Origin of the sequence: Vibrio sp. V33_P6A3T137 (assembly GCF_009904835.1) — a bacterium.
In the GTDB taxonomy this organism is placed as follows: domain Bacteria; phylum Pseudomonadota; class Gammaproteobacteria; order Enterobacterales; family Vibrionaceae; genus Vibrio; species Vibrio metschnikovii.
Genome location: NZ_WXWK01000056.1, coordinates 1 through 21796, shown reverse-complemented (window position 1 = coordinate 21796; position 21796 = coordinate 1). Strand labels below are relative to the sequence as shown.

At 44.4% G+C, this 21796-nt stretch carries 18 protein-coding genes, 2 tRNA genes and 1 pseudogene; 11 read left to right on the top strand and 10 right to left on the bottom strand.

Going from position 1 to position 21796, the window contains the following annotated elements; all coding sequences use genetic code 11:
- The 5 genes from thiI to rlmM all read left to right on the top strand — a co-directional run bounded on the left by thiI (window position 1) and on the right by rlmM (window position 4916).
- Window positions 1–1449, top strand: coding sequence for a tRNA uracil 4-sulfurtransferase ThiI (gene thiI, locus CAG60_RS05285; protein WP_161438451.1), 1449 nt, complete (start codon window positions 1–3; stop codon window positions 1447–1449).
- Window positions 1450–1870: 421 nt separating this feature from the next.
- On the top strand, window positions 1871–2797 hold the full coding sequence (locus CAG60_RS05280; protein ID WP_154168794.1) for a transcriptional regulator GcvA: 927 nt from the start codon (window positions 1871–1873) through the stop codon (window positions 2795–2797).
- Window positions 2772–3434, top strand: coding sequence for an alpha/beta fold hydrolase (locus CAG60_RS05275; protein ID WP_161438450.1), 663 nt, complete (start codon window positions 2772–2774; stop codon window positions 3432–3434). The genes CAG60_RS05280 and CAG60_RS05275 overlap by 26 nt, the downstream gene beginning before the upstream one ends.
- The gene (locus tag CAG60_RS05270; RefSeq protein ID WP_154170687.1) at window positions 3424–3828 is read left to right on the top strand and encodes a DUF423 domain-containing protein; all 405 of its coding nucleotides are present in this window, start codon (window positions 3424–3426) and stop codon (window positions 3826–3828) included. The genes CAG60_RS05275 and CAG60_RS05270 overlap by 11 nt, the downstream gene beginning before the upstream one ends.
- Complete coding sequence (gene rlmM / locus CAG60_RS05265) at window positions 3825–4916, top strand: 23S rRNA (cytidine(2498)-2'-O)-methyltransferase RlmM (RefSeq protein WP_161426465.1); 1092 nt, start codon at window positions 3825–3827, stop codon at window positions 4914–4916. The genes CAG60_RS05270 and rlmM overlap by 4 nt, the downstream gene beginning before the upstream one ends.
- Before the next feature lie 32 nt (window positions 4917–4948).
- Here the strand turns inward: rlmM and xni are convergent, their stop codons facing one another.
- The 5 genes and pseudogenes from xni to queF form a co-directional block, all read right to left on the bottom strand.
- The gene (xni, locus tag CAG60_RS05260; RefSeq protein WP_161438449.1) at window positions 4949–5722 is read right to left on the bottom strand and encodes a flap endonuclease Xni; all 774 of its coding nucleotides are present in this window, start codon (window positions 5720–5722) and stop codon (window positions 4949–4951) included.
- A 77-nt stretch (window positions 5723–5799) separates the two neighbouring features.
- The gene (ppnN, locus tag CAG60_RS05255) at window positions 5800–7158 is read right to left on the bottom strand and encodes a nucleotide 5'-monophosphate nucleosidase PpnN (protein WP_072668673.1); all 1359 of its coding nucleotides are present in this window, start codon (window positions 7156–7158) and stop codon (window positions 5800–5802) included.
- A gap of 283 nt (window positions 7159–7441) precedes the next feature.
- Window positions 7442–8758, bottom strand: a pseudogene (locus CAG60_RS05250) (diguanylate cyclase domain-containing protein); the annotation flags it as partial.
- Window positions 8759–8883: 125 nt separating this feature from the next.
- The gene (locus CAG60_RS05245) at window positions 8884–11151 is read right to left on the bottom strand and encodes a tetratricopeptide repeat protein (protein ID WP_161438447.1); all 2268 of its coding nucleotides are present in this window, start codon (window positions 11149–11151) and stop codon (window positions 8884–8886) included.
- Window positions 11152–11167: 16 nt separating this feature from the next.
- Window positions 11168–12013 (bottom strand): NADPH-dependent 7-cyano-7-deazaguanine reductase QueF, encoded by an 846-nt coding sequence (gene queF / locus CAG60_RS05240; protein WP_161438456.1) that lies wholly within the window; start codon window positions 12011–12013, stop codon window positions 11168–11170.
- Between the two features lie 96 nt (window positions 12014–12109).
- Here queF and syd point away from each other — a divergent pair, with 96 nt between their 5' ends.
- Together syd and CAG60_RS05230 are read left to right on the top strand one after the other, a co-directional pair.
- The gene (syd, locus tag CAG60_RS05235; RefSeq protein WP_154168784.1) at window positions 12110–12655 is read left to right on the top strand and encodes a SecY-interacting protein; all 546 of its coding nucleotides are present in this window, start codon (window positions 12110–12112) and stop codon (window positions 12653–12655) included.
- A 4-nt stretch (window positions 12656–12659) separates the two neighbouring features.
- Window positions 12660–13451 carry a Zn-ribbon-containing protein gene (locus CAG60_RS05230; protein WP_161438446.1) on the top strand — a complete coding sequence of 264 codons (792 nt, stop codon included), beginning with the start codon at window positions 12660–12662 and terminating at the stop codon, window positions 13449–13451.
- A gap of 96 nt (window positions 13452–13547) precedes the next feature.
- On the opposite strand, the gene CAG60_RS05225 is transcribed toward CAG60_RS05230, so the two are convergent.
- The 3 genes from CAG60_RS05225 to metN are packed head-to-tail and all read right to left on the bottom strand — an operon-like array spanning window position 13548 to window position 16080.
- A complete protein-coding gene (locus CAG60_RS05225; protein WP_158138065.1) occupies window positions 13548–14351 on the bottom strand; it encodes a MetQ/NlpA family lipoprotein in 804 nt (267 codons plus the stop codon).
- Between the two features lie 27 nt (window positions 14352–14378).
- On the bottom strand, window positions 14379–15056 hold the full coding sequence (locus tag CAG60_RS05220; protein WP_004395739.1) for a methionine ABC transporter permease: 678 nt from the start codon (window positions 15054–15056) through the stop codon (window positions 14379–14381).
- Window positions 15046–16080 carry a methionine ABC transporter ATP-binding protein MetN gene (metN, locus tag CAG60_RS05215; RefSeq protein ID WP_161438445.1) on the bottom strand — a complete coding sequence of 345 codons (1035 nt, stop codon included), beginning with the start codon at window positions 16078–16080 and terminating at the stop codon, window positions 15046–15048. Before metN ends, CAG60_RS05220 begins: the two co-directional genes overlap by 11 nt.
- 265 nt (window positions 16081–16345) lie before the next feature.
- On the opposite strand from metN, the gene gmhB reads away from it, so the two are divergent.
- The 4 genes from gmhB to treC all read left to right on the top strand — a co-directional run bounded on the left by gmhB (window position 16346) and on the right by treC (window position 21386).
- A complete protein-coding gene (gene gmhB / locus CAG60_RS05210) occupies window positions 16346–16918 on the top strand; it encodes a D-glycero-beta-D-manno-heptose 1,7-bisphosphate 7-phosphatase (protein WP_161438444.1) in 573 nt (190 codons plus the stop codon).
- Complete coding sequence (gene treR, locus CAG60_RS05205) at window positions 16918–17871, top strand: trehalose operon repressor TreR (protein ID WP_004395736.1); 954 nt, start codon at window positions 16918–16920, stop codon at window positions 17869–17871. The genes gmhB and treR overlap by 1 nt, the downstream gene beginning before the upstream one ends.
- Window positions 17872–18214: 343 nt before the next feature.
- A complete protein-coding gene (gene treB, locus CAG60_RS05200; RefSeq protein ID WP_154168774.1) occupies window positions 18215–19639 on the top strand; it encodes a PTS trehalose transporter subunit IIBC in 1425 nt (474 codons plus the stop codon).
- A gap of 61 nt (window positions 19640–19700) precedes the next feature.
- The gene (treC, locus tag CAG60_RS05195) at window positions 19701–21386 is read left to right on the top strand and encodes an alpha,alpha-phosphotrehalase (RefSeq protein ID WP_161438443.1); all 1686 of its coding nucleotides are present in this window, start codon (window positions 19701–19703) and stop codon (window positions 21384–21386) included.
- Between the two features lie 149 nt (window positions 21387–21535).
- Here treC and CAG60_RS05190 read toward each other — a convergent pair.
- Together CAG60_RS05190 and CAG60_RS05185 are read right to left on the bottom strand one after the other, a co-directional pair.
- Window positions 21536–21620: transfer RNA gene (locus CAG60_RS05190), tRNA-Tyr, on the bottom strand.
- 90 nt (window positions 21621–21710) lie between these two features.
- A tRNA-Tyr gene (locus CAG60_RS05185) sits at window positions 21711–21795 on the bottom strand.
- Window position 21796 lies beyond the last annotated feature (1 nt).

Here is a 21796-nt window from a genome sequence, read left to right as displayed (position 1 = left end):
ATGAAATTTATTGTTAAACCCCATCCAGAAATTTTTGTTAAAAGTGAATCAGTACGTAAGCGTTTTACCAAGATTCTTGAATCGAATATTCGCAATATTATTAAAAAGCGGACCACTGGCGTTGCGGTTTTTAACCGCCGTGATCATATTGAAGTCAGTGCCAATAGTGATCAGTTTTTTCAAAAAACATTAGAAATTTTAACCACTACGCCGGGTATCCAACAGGTATTACAAGTTAAGCAATCGACGTTTACCGACATGCATGACATTTATCTGCAAGTGTTAGAGACCAGTCGTGAACTGATTGAAAATAAAACCTTTGCTGTACGTGCCAAACGTCGTGGTAAGCATGATTTTTCATCGCTTGAATTAGAGCGTTATATTGGTGGTGGACTGAATCAAGCGGTTCCTTCAGCAAAAGTGAAATTAACTCGTCCTGATATTATTGTTCATATTGAAGTGACGGATGAATTACTCAATCAGGTGATTGCTCGTTACAAAGGGTTAGGCGGTTTTCCACTTGGAACGCAAGAGGATGTACTCAGCTTGATTTCGGGTGGTTACGATTCTGGTGTATCGAGTTATTTGCACATTAAACGCGGTTCTAAAGTCCATTATTGCTTTTTCAATCTGGGCGGGCCTGCGCATGAAATCGGTGTTAAGCAAGTCGCGCATTATTTATGGAACAAGTACGGCTCGTCAGCTAAGGTACGTTTTATCTCTGTTGATTTTGAACCGGTTGTTGCTGAGATTTTAGAGAAAATTGACGATGGTCAGATGGGCGTCGTGCTCAAACGTATGTTTATGCGGGTTGCTGGCCGTATCGCAGAGAAGTTTGGTATTCAGGCGTTGGTGACTGGCGAAGCGATTGGCCAAGTCTCCAGTCAGACCTTGACCAACTTGCGCCATATTGATGGCGTGACCGATCGTCTTATTCTTCGTCCGCTGATCAACTGGGATAAAGGCGATATCATGGATCTTGCCCGTGATATTGGCACAGAAGATTTCGCGAAAACCATGCCAGAATATTGTGGTGTGATTTCTAAAAATCCAACCGTAAAAGCGGTCAAAGCTCTATTAGAAGAACAAGAAGCGAAATTCGATTTTACTATTTTAGATAAAGTGATTTATGACGCTCGTTTGATGGATATTCGTGATATCGAAAAAGAGAGTCAGCAGCAAGCACCGGAAGTGGAACAGGTCGATGCAGTACAAGAGCATGCTATCGTGCTCGATATTCGTAGTCCTGAAGAGGAAGATGATGCACCATTAGAACTTGACGGTATTGAAGTGATGACCATTCCATTCTATAAGTTAGCCACCAAGTTCGGCGATCTTGATCAGTCCAAAACCTATTTGCTCTATTGTCAACGAGGCGTGATGAGTCGTTTACAAGCCTTATACTTAAAAGAGCAAGGTTTTGATAATGTTAAGGTTTACCGCCCTTAGTTAACTTTAATCGGTTGTTAAACTACGTTTTGCCCAGTTGATGATGCTGGGCTTTTTATTATAGCCAAACAAGTTGGAGTCAACACTGCGGCGGCTTCAAGTAGGAAGTGGGTGGCGAATAGATAAAAAAACACCGCCAAAAGGCGGTGCTAAATATTTGACAGACAGGTCAAAAAATAAATACAGGAAGTATTTGTTTTGTTACAGGGGATAACTGTACAAAACAGGGTGGTAGAAACTACCGAACTCGAAAAACGAGTTTGCAAACACAACATCGCAACAGCAAACCAATTGATTCAAAAAGAATCAAGCCGTTCAGGCTTGCGTTACGGGGTGCAATATAGATTTTCTCTGGCTGGTTAGCAACGGACAATTTATAATGTTTCACATAAAAAAAACTAATCGGTTTTAGAGTGTCCCTATGTCCAGAAGATTACCACCGCTCAATTCATTAAAAGTCTTTGAAGCGGCTGCACGTCATTTAAGTTTTACCCGAGCGGCGGAAGAGTTATTTGTGACTCAAGCGGCGGTTAGCCACCAAATCAAGGCGTTAGAAGAATTCCTTGGCCTTAAGTTATTTCGTCGCCGTAATCGTTCATTGTTACTGACGGAAGAAGGACAAGGCTATTTTCTCGATATTAAGGATATTTTTAGTGCGTTGGCGGAAGCCACTGACAAATTACTTGAGCGAAGTGAAAAAGGCGCATTGACCATCAGTCTGCCGCCCAGTTTTGCTATTCAATGGTTGGTGCCTCGCCTGGCGGATTTTAATCAGCAACAACCTGACATTGATGTGCGTATCAAAGCGGTGGATATGGAAGAAGGATCACTCACCGATGATGTTGATGTGGCGATTTACTATGGTCGAGGTAATTGGCCTGGCCTGCGGGCGGATAAATTGTACCAAGAGTTTTTGATCCCGCTTTGCTCACCTGCGCTGTTAGTCGGTCCGAAGCCTTTAGTCACCTTAAGTGATTTAGCACGACATACATTATTGCATGATACGTCACGCAAGGATTGGAAGCAGTTTGCTAAAGAAAATGGTTTAGATTCGCTGAATGTTAACCAAGGGCCTATTTTTAGTCATTCAACCATGGTGTTGCAGGCTGCCGCTCATGGACAAGGCGTCGCGTTAGGCAATAACGTATTAGCGCAACCGGAATTAGATGCTGGACGTTTAGTCGCCCCATTTGATGAAGTGTTGATGACCAAAAATGCGTTTTATGTTGTTTGTCATGAGAAGCAAGCGGACATGGGACGAATTGCGACTTTTCGAGATTGGATGTTGAAAAAAGCGCGTAAAGAACAAGAGGTAATATTGGATGACGCAAGCCATAACCCCTTATGAATCAGTGATTATCGATGAGCCGAGCTGTGGTCAATCATCGACTTTAGCGGCGACATTTATTTTTGCCCATGGGGCAGGAGCGGATAAAACCCATCCATTCATGCAGACGATTGCCAAGGGTTTGGCCGCTAAAGGGATTCGCGTGGTGCGTTTTGATTTTCCTTATATGGTTAAACGTCAGCAAGATGGCAAACGTCGTCCGCCGGATCGCGCGCCTAAGTTACTCGAAGCTTACACGCAAGTGATTGAACAGTTCGCCAATCAACCACTGGTGATTGGCGGTAAATCGATGGGGGGGCGTATGGCGTCTTTATTGGCTGAACACCCACAGGTCCGCGCTATCGCCTGTCTCGGTTTTCCTTTTCATCCACCGGGTAAACCCGAACGCTACAAAGGGGAGCATTTAGCCTCACTGAGCAAGCCATGCCTGATATTACAAGGGCAGCGTGATACTTTCGGCTCACAGGCGGAAGTCGAACAGTTTCCACTAAGTCGTTCGGTTTCAGTGCAGTATCTTCCGGATGGCGATCATAGTTTTGCACCAAGAAAATCCTCGGGTTACCGCTTAGAAGATAACCTTGCTTGGGCAATTGAATCTTTGGCGCAGTTTATTGGTGAGGTTTATGATGAAAAGTAGTCAATCACTAACACTGATTGTGGGGGGGCTAGTCTGTGGTATTTCGGTCGCCTTAGGAGCGTTTGCCGCTCATGGTTTAAAAGCTCAACTGACGGAATATGCCTTAACGATTTTTCAAACTGCTGCTCATTATCAATTTATGCATGGTCTGGCGATGATTGCTTGCGGTTTAGCTCTTGGTTTACCGTTAATGGAAAAGTCGCGAAATTATTTTGGTCGTGCGGCGATTTGCTTTATCATCGGCATCTTTTGTTTTAGCGGTAGTCTTTACCTATTAGCGTTGACCGGAGTGTCGTGGTTAGGCTTCGTAACGCCCATTGGTGGACTGCTGTTTTTATTAGGCTGGTGCATGTTCGTTCTAGCCGCGATTAATATCAAAGAGGTAAGAGTGTGAAACAAGTCATGCTGTACTGTCGTGCGGGCTTTGAAAAAGAGTGCGCCGGTGAAATTCAGGATAAAGCGACACAGCTTGAAGTGTATGGTTTTCCTCGCCTTAAAAATAATACGGGCTATGTGTTGTTTGAGTGTTATCAAGCGGAAGATGCCGATAAACTCATTAAAAGCATTGATTTTCAAACACTTATTTTTGCTCGACAAATGTTTGCAGTGACCGCTGAGTTTACTGAGTTACCGAAAGATGACCGAATCTCACCGATTTTGAGTTACTTTAAACAGGAACAAGCATTTCCACAGTGTGGTGATTTACGCATTGAAACACCAGACACTAACGAAGCAAAAGAACTGCTTAAGTTTTGTCGTAAATTTACCGTGCCGCTGCGTCAAGCGCTGCGTAGCCATGGGGTACTATTGGCTAAAGAGAGCACTAAAAAACCGGTGTTGCATGTTTGTTTTACCGCTCCTGGACACTGTTATTTAGGCTATTCGTATAGCCATAATAACTCGCCATTTTTTATGGGTATCCCTCGTTTAAAATTCCCAGCGGATGCGCCAAGTCGCTCGACCTTAAAATTAGAAGAAGCCTTTCATGTCTTTATCCCTCGTGCGGAATGGGATACGCGTTTGGCATCGGGTATGTGGGCGGTGGATCTCGGTGCTTGCCCTGGTGGTTGGACTTATCAGTTAGTGAAGCGTTCGATGTTTGTTCATGCCGTGGATAATGGCATGATGGCACAAAGCTTAATGGACACCGGTCAGGTTAAACATCATATGGAAGATGGTTTTAAGTTTGAACCGCCGCGTAAGAACGTCACTTGGATTGTCTGCGATATGATTGAGAAGCCTGCGCGCGTTGCTCAGTTGATGGGGGAGTGGATCATCAGTGGTTGGGCTAAAGAGGCGATCTTTAATCTCAAATTACCGATGAAGGGCCGCTACGATGAGGTATTGCAAGATATTGAGAATCTGAAAGATTTTCTGAAACAGAATAAAGTTAAGTTTCGCTTACAAGCCAAGCATCTCTATCATGATCGAGAAGAGATCACTGTCCATATCCAGTCACTGTCGACCATTTCTCCCTACTAAATCGGTTTGTTGTTTGTTGATTCGTTTTGAGCCTAGTTTTGGGGCTCAAAACGGATATCCTGTAAATTAAAACCGAGTTCAATGTCAGTTTTCAGGGTGGCAACTTGCTTGCAAATCCTTGCTATTTCAATCTCTTGATCGAGTTTTTTCCGATATTTACTGGCTAAGGTGTCACTGGCATAAGCGTGTTCGATATCGGTAAATTCAGAGAGGATCGCTTGAGCTGCTTTAGGGCCGAGACCGGCGACACCAGGTACTTGGCTCGAACTCATGCCCGTTAGACCCCAATAGTCGGTCAATTGGCTCGGTTTTACCCCAAATTCTTGTTCGATAAATGGCGCATCTAGCCAGCGATGTTGAAAATAATCACGAATTTGTAAGGTCGGAGACAACAGCTGACAATAGCCTTTATCAGTGGAAATGATCGTTACTTTTTCACCATGGCTGGCCACTTTACAGGCTAGGGTTGCGACTAAATCATCCGCTTCATCACCTTCTGAAAGCAGTGAATCGATACCAAGCTCCCACCATGCTTGTTGAATTTGCTCCAAGCCATTATGTAGGCTAGTGGGCATCGGCTTACGTCCTTGTTTATAGCTTGGTAGTAGTTCGGCACGCCAGCCACGATCTTGCAACGCATGATCAAACACCGCAATCATGTGAGTCGGAGCGGATTCATTAATAATACGCTGTAAGGTGCGGCAGGTGGTATTAGCGGTGCGGGCGATATCGTTTTCATCGGGTTGAGCGGAATGCACTCTGCGGATCAGGTTTAACGCATCAATAATCACAAGATGAATAGACATAATCACCAAAAAAATAAGGGCTGTTAGGCCCTTATTGTAATGAAATTAAAGCAGATTACTATCCTTGCTGAGCGCCACTAGGAGCTAATTCGATAGCAAGGCACATAAGCGGTTGAGCCAGGAAGCTTCATCCGGTGTTGATTGACAAAGTCGTTGAGTAATCGGTCCATTTTTTTCATTAATGCTGGTTCACCATGCAGAGTAAACGGACCTTTGCGCTCAATCTCGCGGATCCCTTCCGCTTTGACATTACCAGCAACAATCCCAGAAAAAGCTTTGCGTAAGTTGGAAGCGAGCACCTCTGGGCGTTGATTAAGATGTAAATCCAAGCTCGCCATGCTGTCATGAGTCGGATCAAAGGGCAGTTGGAATTCCGGTTCAATTTTTAATGACCAGTTATAACTGTACGCATCGTCGTGATCTTTTCGATGCTGACGAACCAGTGGCATGGCATCTTTCATAATTCTTGCCGCTTGAACCGGATCATCAATCACAATCGTGTAGTGTTTGCGGGCTTCTTCACCCAGCGTACTACCAATAAATTGATCGATTGAGCGGAAATACGCTTCGCTCTCTTTTGGACCCGTCAATACAATTGGCATTGGTTGGTCTGCATTATCAGGATGCATCATGATCCCGAGAATATACAGCAGTTCTTCTGCGGTTCCTGGACCTCCAGGGAAAATGATGATTCCGTGTGCCATTCGGGCAAAGGCTTCAAGACGCTTTTCGATATCAGGCATAATCACTAATTGATTGACGATCGGGTTTGGCGGCTCGGCAGCAATGATCGATGGCTCAGTTAAGCCCAAGTAGCGCTGTTGCTGATAGCGTTGTTTAGCATGACCGATAGCCGCCCCTTTCATTGGCCCTTCCATCGCACCAGGTCCACATCCGGTACAGATATTGAGCTCTCTTAGCCCTAATTCATGGCCAACTTCACGGGTATATTGATATTCGGTCGCATTGATCGAATGCCCTCCCCAGCAGACGACAAGGTTGGGTTCTACCCCTGTCACCAAAGTGCCTGCATTGCGTAAGATACCGAATACTAAGTTAGTGATGTGGCTGGCATTGGTTAGGTTCAGTCTTTGATTTTCAGATAAGTGCATGTTGACGTAAACAATATCACGCAGCACAGCAAACAGGTGTTCTTGAATCCCTTTGATGATTTGCCCGTCGACAAACGCTTGCTCTGGTGGATTGGTGAGCTCGAGTTTAATGCCCCGCTCACGACGCAGTACGGTGATATCGAAGTTTTTGTACTGTTCGAGCATTTCTTTGGAGTTATCGGTATGGCTTCCGGAATTGAGTACTGCCAAACTACAATTGCGATACAGCTGATAGAGATCACTGGATGCGGTTTTTTTGAGTCTTTCTACTTCAAGTTGCGACAGTAGATCCATACTGCCGGCTGGGCTAACTTGAGTGATCATCTTGACCTCCTTAACAATCGTGGGAGAAGTGCTATTGGTCCTATGTCATTAATGCACTCTTTCAATCATAGTCGTTATTGATGGAGATAGAGTTTACATGGGTGACTTAGGGGGGAACACTCTGTCGTATCGGGATGCCATTTTAGTTCGTTTAGGTTCAACAGTTTGAAATGGCTTATTAATCTTGTGCGTAACCATGGTTTTGGAAAACATCGCTAGGCGCAAGATGTGAAATGAGTCACTAAGTTTACGGTAAATGGTTAAATGTTGTTCGTTTAGTGGCTTATTTCCAAGCCAGTTGATTAGGACCATAAGGCTTCATCTCCTGTAGGGAACGATGCAACCGTTCAAGAACAATTTCTGGTGTATCGGCTTCTTTAAAGTGGGTTGAAGCGGCACTAAGAGTGATGGTGATCTGTTTATCGCGAAATTTAAAAGGCAGTCTAGCCACATTACGCTGTATTTTTTGTATAACCTGATAGCACTCATTATCGGCGCGTTCTGGCAACAGTAAGATGAATTCTTCTCCTGAAAAACGCGCGGCGGTATCGGTTTTTTCCAGTTCTTTATGAATGGTTCGAGCAATCACTTTTAACGCTTTATCCCCAGCAAGATAACCAAAACTTTCATTAATCGCTTTAAAAGCATCAATATCTAAAATCACCAAACGCAAATTATGCTGCGTGCGAATCCAGCGCCGATACTCTAATTCTAATCGATCATTAAACGCAGTGCGGTTATACAATTTGGTCAGTGGATCTTGCAGTAGTCGCTGCGCTTGATCTTCTAATCGACGGCGATAATCTTGAGTCAGTTCTAGCAAGGTTTCCATTTGGTGCTGGGTATATTGCATACGTTCAATCAGCACTTGTTCTCGTTGTTCAGCATGAATCAAACGCTCGGATAAGGCTTCAATTTCACTAAATACCGCACTTACAGGCTTATTGGATTCGTTGGCTTGAGATGATAAAGCATGCTGGCCGCGGTTGACGAGGTGAAGGAGATCTTGATGCATATGTTGGCGATGCTGTTGATAATGGGTGCTTTGCTCAAGATTAACGCGGGTGCTTTGCAGATTTTTCGATAATGAACTATTGATTTGTTCGAGGAATTTCTCCGAGTTTTTACGCTCATATTGAGTACCATCGATGACTAATTTCAGCACTTGCAAAGCCAGCTCAAGTAATCCTTGGCTATTAACCCCAAGCAGAAGCTTGCTGCGGATATCCGTCAGTAAATCTCCAGCCTCACCTTCAAAATCCAGCTCGGTGATCAGGTGCTGTAGTTCATCACTGAGCTGAGTCAGGAGTGCTTTATCGCCGCAATGGGGAGCTTCTTGATGCCCGAGATTAGGATTATGAGCAAAAATTTTCATCGCACGTTGGTATAAATATAATAGACGCAACGCTTGATCTTGCTGATTGATGGTGTGATTGGTGCTTAACAATTGCTGAACATCGCGTTTCAGTTTGATGGGTAATCCCGGTAGATACAACAGGGTCTCTGCACACTGTTTCACTCGGACATCCATAGGGTGAGTTTGATGTTCATCGTTCGACGTTTGTGATTTCAACATGCGCTCCAGTACGGCTAAACCAGGAAAATTGAGCTAGTCTTTAATGGCCAATTTACACTATCTCAAGGATGAGACGCTATTTATCAATCTGTCGATAATAACAAATAATTAGTGGAGGTCATTAGCTCAATCTGTTAACCGCATAGCATTTATCCATCTTTTAAGAACTTTTTAATCTGCTCTTCATCACGATAAGATGAGTGAACCTTAATCAGTCCTTGATTGATCGCTTGTTGACACGATTTTCGGATGTTACTTGAGGCGAAACTGGCCGCAGGGGCGTTATCTATCGCCTTAAAATAGACCCAATGGCTGGTGTTGTCTTTTAGGCTCAGCTCTCTGGCGACCCCTGTAGCCATCAATAAAATATCCAATAATTCTTTATCATTAATGGCGGTGTAGGCTCTGGGTAAAAAAGGATAATCGGCAATCCCTAAGCGAATGGTTCGGTTTAAACGCCGCTCTGGTTGGAACTGATTGATTAAGTCTTGGACTTTATTAAACAGCTCTTCTGGTGGCCGATCTCTATCGATATTGGGTTCAATGTACAGTAAGTTTGCATCCGAGAAATGATAGAGCCGGGCTGGCTCCTCAAGATGGTCAGTTAAAAAACGCCCAAAAGCATGTTCGAGCTCTACACCTGCCGTATAGCCATGTTGTAAGTACATACTGCGCAGGAAAGGGAGATCAATCATCGCGAAGCGCAGACGATCATTTAACGGTTCATGAATCAATTCACCAATTAACCACTGCTCGTAATTATAGCTACTGCGTTGAAGAGAAGAGAGTAACTTCGCATTGAGCATTCTTAGGTTGGGTAAACGAGAGCGAGAATGCGTGAATAAATGGCTATTCAGCTCATCGATTTCGTCTTGTTGGTTTTGGATAATATAACCACGACGCATCAGGTAGAGAAACAATACAATGCTGGTTAAAAATAGCGTAAAAGCGATTTTTTGAAATTTGCTGTATTCACGTTGAGTCGCTTGTAGGGCTTTTTCTTGGCCAACTAAATGCAGGGTTTGTTCAACAAATTCTTTTTGCTGGCGAAAGGCATCTTCACTAATTTGGTTAAGCTGAGCTTGGCGAAGTTGAGTGATTTGGTGGCTTTTTTTACTCCATTCTAATGCGAGTAAATACTGCTCTTTTTGCTCATAACCTAAGGAAAGAAGTTGATAGGCTTGCTCTTCAATTTCCATGTCGTGTAGCGTTTCATTAAACTTGATTGCCGCTTGGGCGTAGTCAATCACTTGTCTATTGTTTTGCTGAGATAGGGCTAACTGAGCACTAAGTAAGGCGGCTCGCGCTTGCAAGCGTAGGTTTGGTGTGTATTGAAGGAGTTCCTTCGCCACGCTGAGATATTGTTCGGCTAGCGTATAGTTATAGAGCTGCCGATAAGTCGCGGATAAACTTAACCGAACATCAATCACACTGGCTAGATTGAGTTCACTACTTTCATGATCGATAACATTAAAATAATGCACCAAGGCTAAATTGTACTTACCTTGTTGAAAATAAACATCCCCCATCCGTTTAAGCACAGAAACAAGGATCGGCGATTTTTCATAGTTACCATAAAACTCGGCGGCTTGAGAGAGATGAACTAAAGCTTTATCCAGTACCCGACGTTCATAAAACAACTGCGCTAATAGATTATTGGTTTTTGCTAATTCTGCGCTGGCATTGGTTTCTATCGCCCCCCAATAAGCCGTGAGTAGTTCAGATAAGGCTAAATTGTAGAGTTTATGGTGTAGATAGTGTTTTCCGACGATCACGTGATATTCAATCAAGGGTTTTTTGGCTTGCAATGATTCAAGATAAGGTTTTGCTTCTGCAAACAGTTGATTAGCTAAAGTTATCTCGTTATTTTGTGACGCAATTTCTGCGCTGAGCATGGTGACATGGTAATCAATCTGCTTAGAGAGGCGATGTTCTTCGAGCAAGAGAGGGTGCTGATTGGTGATCTCGCGCAGTTGTTGACGAGCAGCATCTGCATCGTGATTGTGTCGCCACTGTAAACGAATCGTCATAATATCTAGCTCTAACGCCAAATAAGGAAGATCATGCTCTTGCGCGAGCTGTTTGGCTTCATCGAGCGTATCAAACGCCGTTTGTGTATTACCCAAGATAAACTCAGCAGTGGCTAAAATTTTTAGCGCATCAATGGTACTGCTTGGCGTTCGAATGCGGCTATCGGTTTCATCTCGACTAATATTGGACGGTGTTTTTTCGGTTTTATCCGCCAGCTTACGCTGCTCTAAATACTCTTCGACGAGATTTTTGGCCTGAATGGGAGAAATCTCCAATAAACCGTGTGCTTCGTTAAGTTGCGGCAAAGCGTAGACGGCGGCTTTTACCCAAGGAGAAATGCTCAGTAGGAGTAGGCAAACGTAAGGTATCCAGCGGAAAGAGGGCATTATAATGGGCGTCCTTTTATTGGCGAGCCATGCGTAAATTATGCTCAGGTGAAGGTCGTTCGGTTGAGCGGAATGGATTGATGTCTAAGCCGCCTCGACGTGTGTAACGCGCCAATACAGTGAGCTGTTTAGGCTGGCAGTAACGACACAAATCATGGAAAATTCGCTCAACGCATTGCTCATGAAATTCATTATGCTCACGGAATGAGACAATATAACGCAATAATGCTTCGCGTTGTATTTTCGGCCCGTGATAGGTGATTTCAACACTGCCCCAATCCGGTTGATTGGTGATCAAGCAGTTTGATTTGAGTAAGTGGCTGTGCAGAGTTTCGGTGACGATTTCAGTTTCCGTCGCTTGTTCCAATAAGGTAGCATCAAACTGATAGTGATCGATTTCAATATCTTGCTGATCAATACATTCACCTTGCATCGAAACAATCGGTTGATTGGTATAGTGAGCAAGTGGGAATAACTGCACTGCAACGCTTTCACCAGCGCACGCCGACAGATCGTTTATCAAGTGAGTTTGTACCGTTTGCCAGTCTTGAAAACGAGATTGATTGAAGCTGTTTAAGTACAGTTTGAACGATTTAGACTCAATTAAGTTAGCGCTGGTGGCTGGAATGCGCACTTCACCAATCGCCACTTGTGGTAGGCCTTTACTGCTTAACCAAGAGAGTTCATATAAAGTCCAAATGTCACAGCCTTGAAAGGGGAGTGTCTCACCAAGATCGAGATCGTTGCGGTTGAGGCTACGTGGCACTGGCTGCAACAAACTTGGGTCATATTGGCTGGCATAGGCAGTGGCTTTGCCAAGGGTTAAGCCAGATAGCTCTTTGGCATCAGAATATTTGCTCATCATTTATCATCAAATCGATTAGAATAATCAGAATTTTACGCAATACTGCTCACGCTGTCATTAGCGTTTGTCGTCAGTTTCGTTATGGAGAACCCTATGGCTCATTTGGTCGCCGCCGCGTTGCGTGATTTCTCGCAACGTTATCTTCAAGCTTATCAACAGAGACATCATCATCTGCCTAGTAGCGATGAGTTAAGCCATATGCCTTCCCCTTGCATTGAGCAGCAAAGTAACAATAGCGTTTATTGGCAGCCGGTGGAACGTGCTCAGAGTGCTGATTTACAGGCGGTGGAGCAGGGAATTGAGCTGAGTTTACATAGTGATATTGCGCCATTTTATGGCAGCCAATACAGTGGAGATTTACCGGCAACGTGGCGCGGTCACTCGCTGACGTTATTGCAAGTCTGGAGTGATGACGATTATCTTCGTTTACAGGAAAATATTCTTGGCCACTTGGTGATGCAACGGCGTTTAAAACAAAAGCCCACCATTTTTATTGCGACCACAGACGATGAAATGGCGGTGGTGTCGATTTGTAATCTCACTGGGAATGTGATTAGAGAAACGTTAGGTACCGACGAGCGGGAAGTCTTGTGCGCCGATGTGGCGGATTTTTTAAACCAACTTGAGCCAGCGGTGTAGAACGATGTATGTAGTAGAGCTTGAGTTTGAATGTTTTGATAACACGACCATCAGTGCGGTAGATAAAGCGGTCAACGGTTTGATGGATGCCTTGCGCTATAACGGTCAAGTATTGGGTAGAGAGTTTCCGCTGGTGCTTGGTGATGGCGAGTTTTTCTTGCGCGCCGTGTGCCCAGAGCAAGATAGTTTGCACCCGAAATACTATTCAGATTTTGTCAAAGCTTGTTTGCATCGCTTATCGGAGGCTTGTTTACTGGCGCCTAAAGTGCGTTTGCTTGGCCGTGATATTAACTCAGAACAAGCAGCAGACTGCGAGCCACCGAGTTGGCAGGTGCTATACACCACTTATGTGCATACTTGCTCGCCACTTCGTAGCGGCGATACCTTATTGCCTATTCCTTTGTATCGTAATCCGCCTACCTTTAATGGTGACCATAAAGCGGTGATCAAATGGCAAACGGAATGGCAAGCTTGTGATGAAATTCAGATGGCAGGAGGCTGCAAAGCTGAACACGCCGCGCTGCATGAGCTGTGTGATATTGATAGCGATCTGTTTCGTCGTGGTTGGGATTTACGGGGACGTATCGAGTATTTAACCAAGATCCCGACCTATTACTATCAGTACCGAGTGGGTGGAACGAGCTTAGCCGATGAGCAAGCTCGTCCTTGTCCTAAGTGTGGCGGCGCGTGGTTACTGGATGAGCCTATCCATGAGATTTTCCATTTTAAATGCGATGACTGCAAAATCGTTTCTAATCTCTCTTGGGATCATTTGAAAAATGAGCCCGTCGCTTGATCCTAATCGCGAGCATTGACTGATGACCGCTAATAAAAAAGAGACCAGCCAGTGGCGGTCTCTTTTTTGTCGTGCATTTTCAGTAGTGTTGGTCAGTTACCAGCCTTTGACTGCGCCACCATGGAAAATTTCTGAGGCGGCTTTATACACTTCGTCAGTTTGATATGCTTTGAGGAAGTTTTGTACGTTCTCAGCATTAACATTATCTTGACGAGCAACCAGTAGGTTCACGTAAGGTGAGTTTTTATCTTCGACAAAAATACCGTCTTTTTCAGGGGTAAGATTAATCGAGCTGGCGTAAGTGGTGTTAATGATGGCTAGTGCGACATCATCCAAAGCGCGAGGTAGCTGAGCGGCGTCCAGTTCCATAATGCGCAGGTTTTTCGGATTGTCAGTGATATCACGCACGGTCGCAAGCAGACCAATATCATCACGTAAGGTGATTAAACCTTGTTGTTGTAGCAGCAATAAAGAGCGACCTAAATTGGTTGGGTCATTGGGCACCGCGACTCGTGAGCCAGTAGCTAATTCATCAAGAGTGGTGATTTGTTTTGAATAGCCAGCGATAGGATAAACAAAAGTGTTACCAACAATCGCTAGCTTATAGCCACGATCGGCAATTTGACGATCTAAATAAGGTTTATGTTGAAATGCGTTAGCATCAATCGAACCATCGTTAAGCGCAGCGTTTGGGGTAACATAATCAGAAAACGTTACCAGCTGGACTTCAAGGTTATAGCGCTCTTTCGCGACGCGAGCCGCCACTTCCGCCACTTGTTCTTCAGCACCGGCAATCACGCCAACTTTGATTTTGTTCATGTCGACCGCTTTTTCGCCGCATCCCGTTAATACAATAGCCGCGGCAGCAATCGCCAATAAACCTTTAAGTGAAAACTTCATTATTATCTCCTTGTTATATAAACATTATTATCTATGATCAACGCGGCGCACTAAGTGGTCACCAACCGATTGAATAATTTGTACCAAAATAATGAGCATGATGACGGTGACGGTCATGATGGTGACGTCGTAGCGATGAAAGCCATAACGAATCGCCACATCACCTAAACCGCCGCCTCCCACGGTGCCTGCCATGGCTGAGTAGCTGACTAAGGTCACCAAGGTGATGGTTACCGAGTTTAAAATGGTTGGCATAGCCTCTGGTAACAGGACTTTACGAATAATTTGTAAAGGCGTTGCGCCCATGGCTTGCGCCGCTTCAACCAGTCCGCTTGGCACTTCAATTAATGCTCCTTCAATTAAACGGGCAACAAAAGGAATCGCACCGATGGTCAAAGGGACAATTGCCGCAGTGGTGCCAATGAAAGTACCGACCAGCATTTTGGTGATCGGAATGATTGCGACCATCAACACCAAAAACGGAATCGAGCGGCCAATATTGACGATAGCGCCAAGGACACGGTTCAGTTTGGTATTTTCCAATAACCCGCCTTGTTTGGTGGTATGTAAAATAACCCCGAGTGGAATGCCGATTGCGAAGCCAATAATGCCAGCGACTGCCACCATATAAATCGTTTGCCAAGTGGCGCTGAGTAGTAAATCACCATTAAAAGCGATCCAGTCGATAATCGTATTAAAGGACATAACCAAGCACCTCAACTTTTACATTATTCTCGCGAAGATAGTCTATCGCCGCTGCAGCATTGTCATCATCACCGAAAATTTCTGCGACCATCATGCCAAATTTCACCCCGCCAGCGTAATCGAGATCAGAGCTTAAGATACTGACATCAATATTAAATTTACGGGCGATTTGTGACATTAATGGCGCGTCAACAGTGGCTCCTGTGAATTCCAAGCGCACTAACGGATAGCTTCCAGCCACACGAGTCGGTTGTAAGCGAGCCTGATAATCTTCAGGAATAGACAGATCTAACGTTGAGCGAATAAATTGATGGGCTAATTGGGTTTTAGGATGTGCGAAAATATCGCCTACCGTGCCTTTTTCCACCAATTCGCCATCACCGATGATCGCCACTTGGTGACAAATGCTTTTCACGACATCCATTTCATGGGTGATAAGTAAAATTGTGATATTCAGTTTGCGGTTAATTTCTTTCAGCAGCTCTAAAATCGATTGAGTTGTCGCCGGGTCAAGCGCACTGGTGGCTTCATCACATAACAGCACTTTGGGTTCGCAAGCCAGTGCGCGAGCAATCGCCACACGCTGCTTCTGGCCGCCACTTAAATTGGCAGGATAGGTATGACGTTTATCCGCTAAACCGACGAGTGTTAGTAGCTCGCTAACTTTGTGCTCAATATGCTCATGGGTATGATTAGCCAGCTCTAATGGTAGAGCAATATTATCGAACACGGTACGGGAAGAAAGCAGATTAAAGTGCTGGAAAATCATCCCAATATTGCGTCTGGCTTGGCCTAATTGCTGATTGGTTAACTGAGTTAAATCAATCCCATCAACAATCACACGTCCACTGGTCGGTTTTTCTAATAGGTTAACGCAACGGATAAGAGTACTTTTCCCCGCTCCCGATGCGCCGATGACACCAAAAATCGTTCCTTGGCTAATCTCTAGATCAATGTTTTTCAAAGCGTGAATAGCTTTATCACCCTGATGAAAGACTTTATTAACTTGATGAAGTTGAATCATAAACGAAACCCGTATCGAGATAGGCGCATACACCTGAACTGTCCTTTGATTTGATGCTATGAGTTCTCGCTTTTTAAGTCAATAGATATTTTTACGTCTGGACGTCTAAATTGCCGTGAAATAAAAGTAATCAACTTAACGACTCATTAAGGAAGGAATAGTTGAAGTGCTGACGTTACTGGCAGTGATGCAATACTTTTGCGTGTAGCATCTTGAGTATAGTTGAGTATAATTCTTAGCAAATACATCCTAAGAGAGCAATATTTTGGCGAAACCTGCTGTGTTTTTGGATCGTGATGGTGTGATTAATGTCGATCATGGTTATGTGCACGATGAGCACGATTTTCATTTCATCGAAGGGGTCTTCACTGCGGCAAAGCAGTTAAAAGAGATGGGTTACTTATTGGTACTGGTGACCAACCAATCAGGGATAGCTCGTAGATTGTTTAGTGAAGATCGCTTTCTCTCTTTAACGCAATGGATGGATTGGAACTTTGTCGATCATGGTGTCGAGCTGGATGGTATCTATTATTGTCCACATCATCCAGAACATGGCGTTGAGCCTTATCGTCAAGAGTGTGATTGTCGTAAGCCTAAGCCGGGAATGTTGCTTTCTGCACGCGACTTTCTAAAAATAGACATGGCGAACTCAGTGATGATTGGTGATAAAGCGGAAGATATGATGGCTGCTCAAGCGGCAGACGTTGGGCGGAAAATTTTAGTGCGTACTGGTAAAGCGATTACTCCACAAGGTGAAGCCTTGGCTGAGGTTGTGTTGGAGAGTATTGCCGATGTGCCTGCTTATTTGGCAGCTCAATCGTTGGTGGCAAAGGATTAATGGCTAAAAAACTGACCATAACCGACATTGCTCGCCTTTCAGGTGTCGGTAAATCGACGGTATCTCGGGTATTAACCAATGATCCGAAAGTAAAACCTGAAACTCGGCAACGAGTCGAGCAGGTGATTGCCGAGTGCGGTTATGTACCTTCGAAGTCCGCTCAGTCGATGCGTGGCGGCAGTCAAAAAGTGGTGGGGGTGATTATTTCCCGCTTAGATTCACCATCAGAAAATCGTTCGATCAGCAGTATGTTACAGGTGCTGTATGCGCACGGTTATGATGTGGTGATCATGGAGAGCCAATTTAATCGTGATAAAACCCGTGAGCATCTCAACGTACTTGAAAAGCGTAATGTCGATGGTGTGATTGTCTTTGGTTTTACCGATATTGATTTAACGTCATTAGCAGAGTGGCAAGATAAAGCGGTGTTGGTTGCCATGGATCATGATTCCATTTCTTCGATTAATTACGACCATCAAGCTTTAATTGAAGCAGCCTTAACCCATCTTAAGCATAAAGGATTAACCAACATTGCGTTTATTGGCGTTAATCCAAAAGATAAAACAACCGGTTTAATGCGCTTACAAGCTTATCTGAATTGGTGCCAACAGCAGGGTATCGAAGCCAGATTTGAAACCGGTGAGCTACACCATGAAAGCGCTTATCAGTTGGTTGATAACGTTTTAAATGCTCATACTGAGGCCATTGTCTGTGCCAGCGATACTTTGGCGTTGGGCGTAATCAAGCGCTTACAAGAGCAGCAGCGTGATGACATTGTTGTAACGGGTGTCGGTGGTAATGAGCTGCTGTCTTTTTTATTTCCTAACATCTATAGCGTTGATCCGGGTTATCGTCAGGCTGGCAAGCAAGCCGCAGAGCTACTCATTAAACACTTATCTGGTGAGTTAACCGAACCGGTACATTTAACTCAACCCCCCGCTTATTTTAGATAACGCCATGAGTGTTGGGCTTTCTAGGTGATCTGAAAACTCCTCATAATTATCAGTGGGTTATTCTTCATTTTGCGTTAACTCTGTATGGTCGGAGTTAACGTGTTTTATCCCCACTTTCTTTTAACGCGACGACCTTTGTTAACCTAGCGACCACTGCAAATTCTTTGGATGTTGCGTATCTCTTTTACTATTGATGATTCGATTGTTTGTGATCGCTTTCAATTAATGGGATTGTTCCCATTTTGGTTTTTCATTCATTGTGTCATTATTCAATCAGATTTGGGATTGTTCCCACAGTAAGTTCAACTATTATAAGTAAAAACCAAATAGGGTGGATAAGGGTATGGGTAAGATAGTCAAACAAGACGTGGTACGTCTTATTGAGCTGATCGGCGGTAATGAAAATATTGCCAGTGTCAGCCACTGCTTAACTCGCTTACGTTTTGTATTAAACGATACTGAAAAAGCCGACATTAAGCAGATTGAAACCATTGGTATGGTCAAAGGTTGCTTTACTAATGCGGGGCAGTTTCAAGTAGTGATTGGTACTGAGGTTGACGAGGTTTATAAAATCTTGCTGCAACTGACGGGTAAATCAGAAGCGTCAAAAGACGATGCCAAACTTGCCGCGCGTAAAAATATGAATGCGTTAGAGCGTGGTATTTCCCATTTAGCTGAAATCTTTGTCCCTCTATTACCAGCGATCATCACCGGTGGTTTGATTTTAGGTTTCCGCAATGTGATTGGCGACATCAAGATGTTTGATGGCCAAACATTAACTGAAATTAGCCAGTTTTGGGCCAGTGTCCATGCCTTTTTATGGTTAATTGGTGAAGCGATTTTCTTCTTCTTACCGGTCGGGGTGTGTTGGTCGACGGTCAAGAAACTCGGTGGGACACCGATTTTGGGGATTACTCTGGGGGTAACCTTGGTTTCTCCACAGTTGATGAACGCCTATCTGATTGGTACTCAAGTACCAGAAGTGTGGGATTTTGGCTGGTTTGCGATTGAAAAAGTCGGCTACCAAGCTCAGGTTATTCCTGCCATTCTTGCTGGGGTGGTGTTAGCCTTTATTGAAACCAATCTCAAACGCATTATTCCTGCTTATTTGTATTTAGTCGTTGTTCCTTTTGTATCGATTATTCTAGCGGTGATTTTAGCCCATGCATTCATTGGTCCATTTGGACGTGTGATTGGTGATGGGGTAGCGTTTGCGGCTAAAGCGGCGATGACGGGTGATTTTGCAGTGTTAGGCTCAATGGTGTTTGGTTTCCTCTATGCGCCACTGGTGATCACCGGGATTCACCACACTACTAACGCGGTTGATTTGCAACTTATGCAGCAACTCGGTGGTACACCGATTTGGCCACTGATTGCTCTTTCTAATATTGCTCAAGCATCTGCTGTGGTTGGCATTATCATTATCAGTAAGAAACATGGTGAACGCGATATTTCAGTGCCAGCGGCAATTTCCGCTTATCTTGGTGTGACTGAACCTGCGATGTACGGTATTAACCTCAAGTATAAATTCCCAATGTTGAGCGCGATGATTGGTAGTGCACTGGCCGCGGCAATTTGTGGTAGTGCTGGCGTTATGGCTAATGGCATCGGCGTTGGTGGCTTGCCAGGTATTCTCTCCATTCAACCGCAATATTGGCTGACTTTCTTAGTCGCGATGGTGGTGGCGATTATCGTTCCGGCTGCCTTGACCTTAGTGATGTACAAGCGTGCGTTAGCCAAAGGCGAATTAGAAGTCAGTAAAGCGTAACTAGCATTTTTAGAGTGGCGGATTGGTCACTCTGTTGATTATTTTGGTAAGTGAGTAAGTTATGAGTGCAGTTAATCAAGATCCGTTATGGTGGAAAACCGCCACCATCTATCAAATTTATCCGAAAAGCTTTTGCGATAGTGGCAATAAAGGCACTGGCGATATTCCGGGTATTATTTCTAAGCTCGATTATTTGCAGAAATTAGGCATCGATGCCATCTGGTTAACGCCGGTTTATCAATCGCCGATGATCGATAATGGTTATGATATTGCCGATTATTATGCCATTAACCCAGATTTTGGCACCATGGCTGACTTTGATCAGCTATTAGAACAGGCGCATCAGCGTGGTATTCGTATCATTATGGATATCGTGGTTAACCATACCTCCACGGATCATGCATGGTTTCAATCGGCTCTGGGTGATAAAAATAGTCCTTATCGTGATTACTATATTTGGCATGATCCGGTCGAGGGTGGTGTCCCCAATAATTGGCAATCAAAGTTTGGCGGCAGTGCGTGGGCGCTCGATAAAGCGACCAATCAATATTATCTCCACCTATTTGCTGAGCAGCAGGCGGATTTAAACTGGGAAAACCCTCAGGTTCGCCAAGAAGTCAAAGATGTGATTGCATTCTGGGCTGAAAAAGGCGTTGATGGCTTTCGCTTAGATGTGATTAATTTAATCTCTAAGCAGCAGGATTTTCCTAATGATCAACAAGGGGATGGTCGCCGTTTTTATACCGATGGTCCACGGGTTCATGAGTACCTGCAAGAGATCAGCCGCGATGTATTCCAGCGTTATGGCAGCGTAACGGTGGGTGAAATGTCATCAACGACTTTAGAGCATTGCCAGCAATATTCTTCGTTAGACGGTAAAGAGCTGTCGATGGTATTTAATTTCCATCACCTTAAAGCCGATTATTTCAATGGTGAAAAGTGGACTAAAGCGCCGTTTGATTTTCTGCAATTGAAGCAAATTTTCAATCATTGGCAGACGGGGTTAAATGGTCAAGGCTGGGGAGCGCTATTTTGGTGTAACCACGATCAACCGCGGGTGGTTAGCCGTTTGGGCAATGACAGCCAATATCGGGTTGAATCAGCGAAAATGTTGGCGGCCTCGATTCATATGATGCAAGGGACTCCTTATGTCTATCAAGGGGAAGAGATTGGCATGACTAACCCTGGTTACACTTCCATTGAGCAGTATCGCGATGTGGAAAGTACTAATATGTATGACATTATGGTTAATCAGCAAGGGGTTAGTGATCAAGAGATGTTGGCGATTTTGGCGCAAAAATCTCGTGATAATTCTCGCACGCCGATGCAGTGGAACAGTCAAGCCTACGCTGGGTTTAGCCAAGGTCAGCCTTGGCTAGAAGTGGCGAGTAATTATCTACAGATCAATGCTGAACAAGCGCTGGCCGATAAAAATTCGGTGTTTTACTTTTATCAACGTTTGATTGAATTACGTAAAACCGTACCAGTCATCACCGATGGTGATTATCGAGATCTCTTGCCGTCACATCCGGCTATCTTTGCGTATCAACGCCAAGATGATCAGCAAATCCTGTTGTGTATCAATAACTACTACGATCAAGAAGAAGAGTGGGTGTTACCGGATGAGTTACCATTAGAAAATGCTCGTTATCTATTAGGTAATTATGCCGGTATTGAGCAGCAATCGGTATTAGCACATCAAGTTCTCCGTCCTTACGAAACGCGAGTGATAGTGATTGATCGATAATCCTGATTGAGTCTGTTTTAAGATTCGATGTTTGGCTTCACGTTTAATAATGTGAAGCCTTTTTTATTATCTGAAAGTCTACCTGCTAGAGGGGATAGTATGGATTGAAGATACAAAAAAGCCTGCTCTCTGAGCAGGCTTAATCGATATGGTGGAGGGGGACGGATTCGAACCATCGAAGGCGGAGCCGGCAGATTTACAGTCTGCTCCCTTTAGCCACTCGGGAACCCCTCCAAGGGGTTTACGGATAACGTATTCGTTATCACGTCACTTAACTGACGTTTTCCCAACGCATCAATCAAGGATTTCTCTTGCGAGAGAATATGGTGGAGGGGGACGGATTCGAACCATCGAAGGCGGAGCCGGCAGATTTACAGTCTGCTCCCTTTGGCCACTCGGGAACCCCTCCA

Excerpts from the sequence above, each read along its gene's own strand:
- ppnN (WP_072668673.1), bottom strand. The coding sequence starts at position 7,158 with ATGATCACTCAAGTTAGCCCAGCCGGCAGTATGGATCTACTGTCGCAA.
- syd (WP_154168784.1), top strand. The coding sequence starts at position 12,110 with ATGGCTCATTTGGTCGCCGCCGCGTTGCGTGATTTCTCGCAACGTTAT.
- CAG60_RS05230 (WP_161438446.1), top strand. The coding sequence starts at position 12,660 with ATGTATGTAGTAGAGCTTGAGTTTGAATGTTTTGATAACACGACCATC.
- CAG60_RS05220 (WP_004395739.1), bottom strand. The coding sequence starts at position 15,056 with ATGTCCTTTAATACGATTATCGACTGGATCGCTTTTAATGGTGATTTA.
- thiI (WP_161438451.1), top strand. The coding sequence starts at position 1 with ATGAAATTTATTGTTAAACCCCATCCAGAAATTTTTGTTAAAAGTGAA.
- CAG60_RS05280 (WP_154168794.1), top strand. The coding sequence starts at position 1,871 with ATGTCCAGAAGATTACCACCGCTCAATTCATTAAAAGTCTTTGAAGCG.
- treR (WP_004395736.1), top strand. The coding sequence starts at position 16,918 with ATGGCTAAAAAACTGACCATAACCGACATTGCTCGCCTTTCAGGTGTC.
- treC (WP_161438443.1), top strand. The coding sequence starts at position 19,701 with ATGAGTGCAGTTAATCAAGATCCGTTATGGTGGAAAACCGCCACCATC.
- queF (WP_161438456.1), bottom strand. The coding sequence starts at position 12,013 with ATGAGCAAATATTCTGATGCCAAAGAGCTATCTGGCTTAACCCTTGGC.
- CAG60_RS05225 (WP_158138065.1), bottom strand. The coding sequence starts at position 14,351 with ATGAAGTTTTCACTTAAAGGTTTATTGGCGATTGCTGCCGCGGCTATT.
- xni (WP_161438449.1), bottom strand. The coding sequence starts at position 5,722 with ATGTCTATTCATCTTGTGATTATTGATGCGTTAAACCTGATCCGCAGA.
- treB (WP_154168774.1), top strand. The coding sequence starts at position 18,215 with ATGGGTAAGATAGTCAAACAAGACGTGGTACGTCTTATTGAGCTGATC.
- CAG60_RS05245 (WP_161438447.1), bottom strand. The coding sequence starts at position 11,151 with ATGCCCTCTTTCCGCTGGATACCTTACGTTTGCCTACTCCTACTGAGC.
- metN (WP_161438445.1), bottom strand. The coding sequence starts at position 16,080 with ATGATTCAACTTCATCAAGTTAATAAAGTCTTTCATCAGGGTGATAAA.
- CAG60_RS05275 (WP_161438450.1), top strand. The coding sequence starts at position 2,772 with ATGACGCAAGCCATAACCCCTTATGAATCAGTGATTATCGATGAGCCG.
- CAG60_RS05270 (WP_154170687.1), top strand. The coding sequence starts at position 3,424 with ATGAAAAGTAGTCAATCACTAACACTGATTGTGGGGGGGCTAGTCTGT.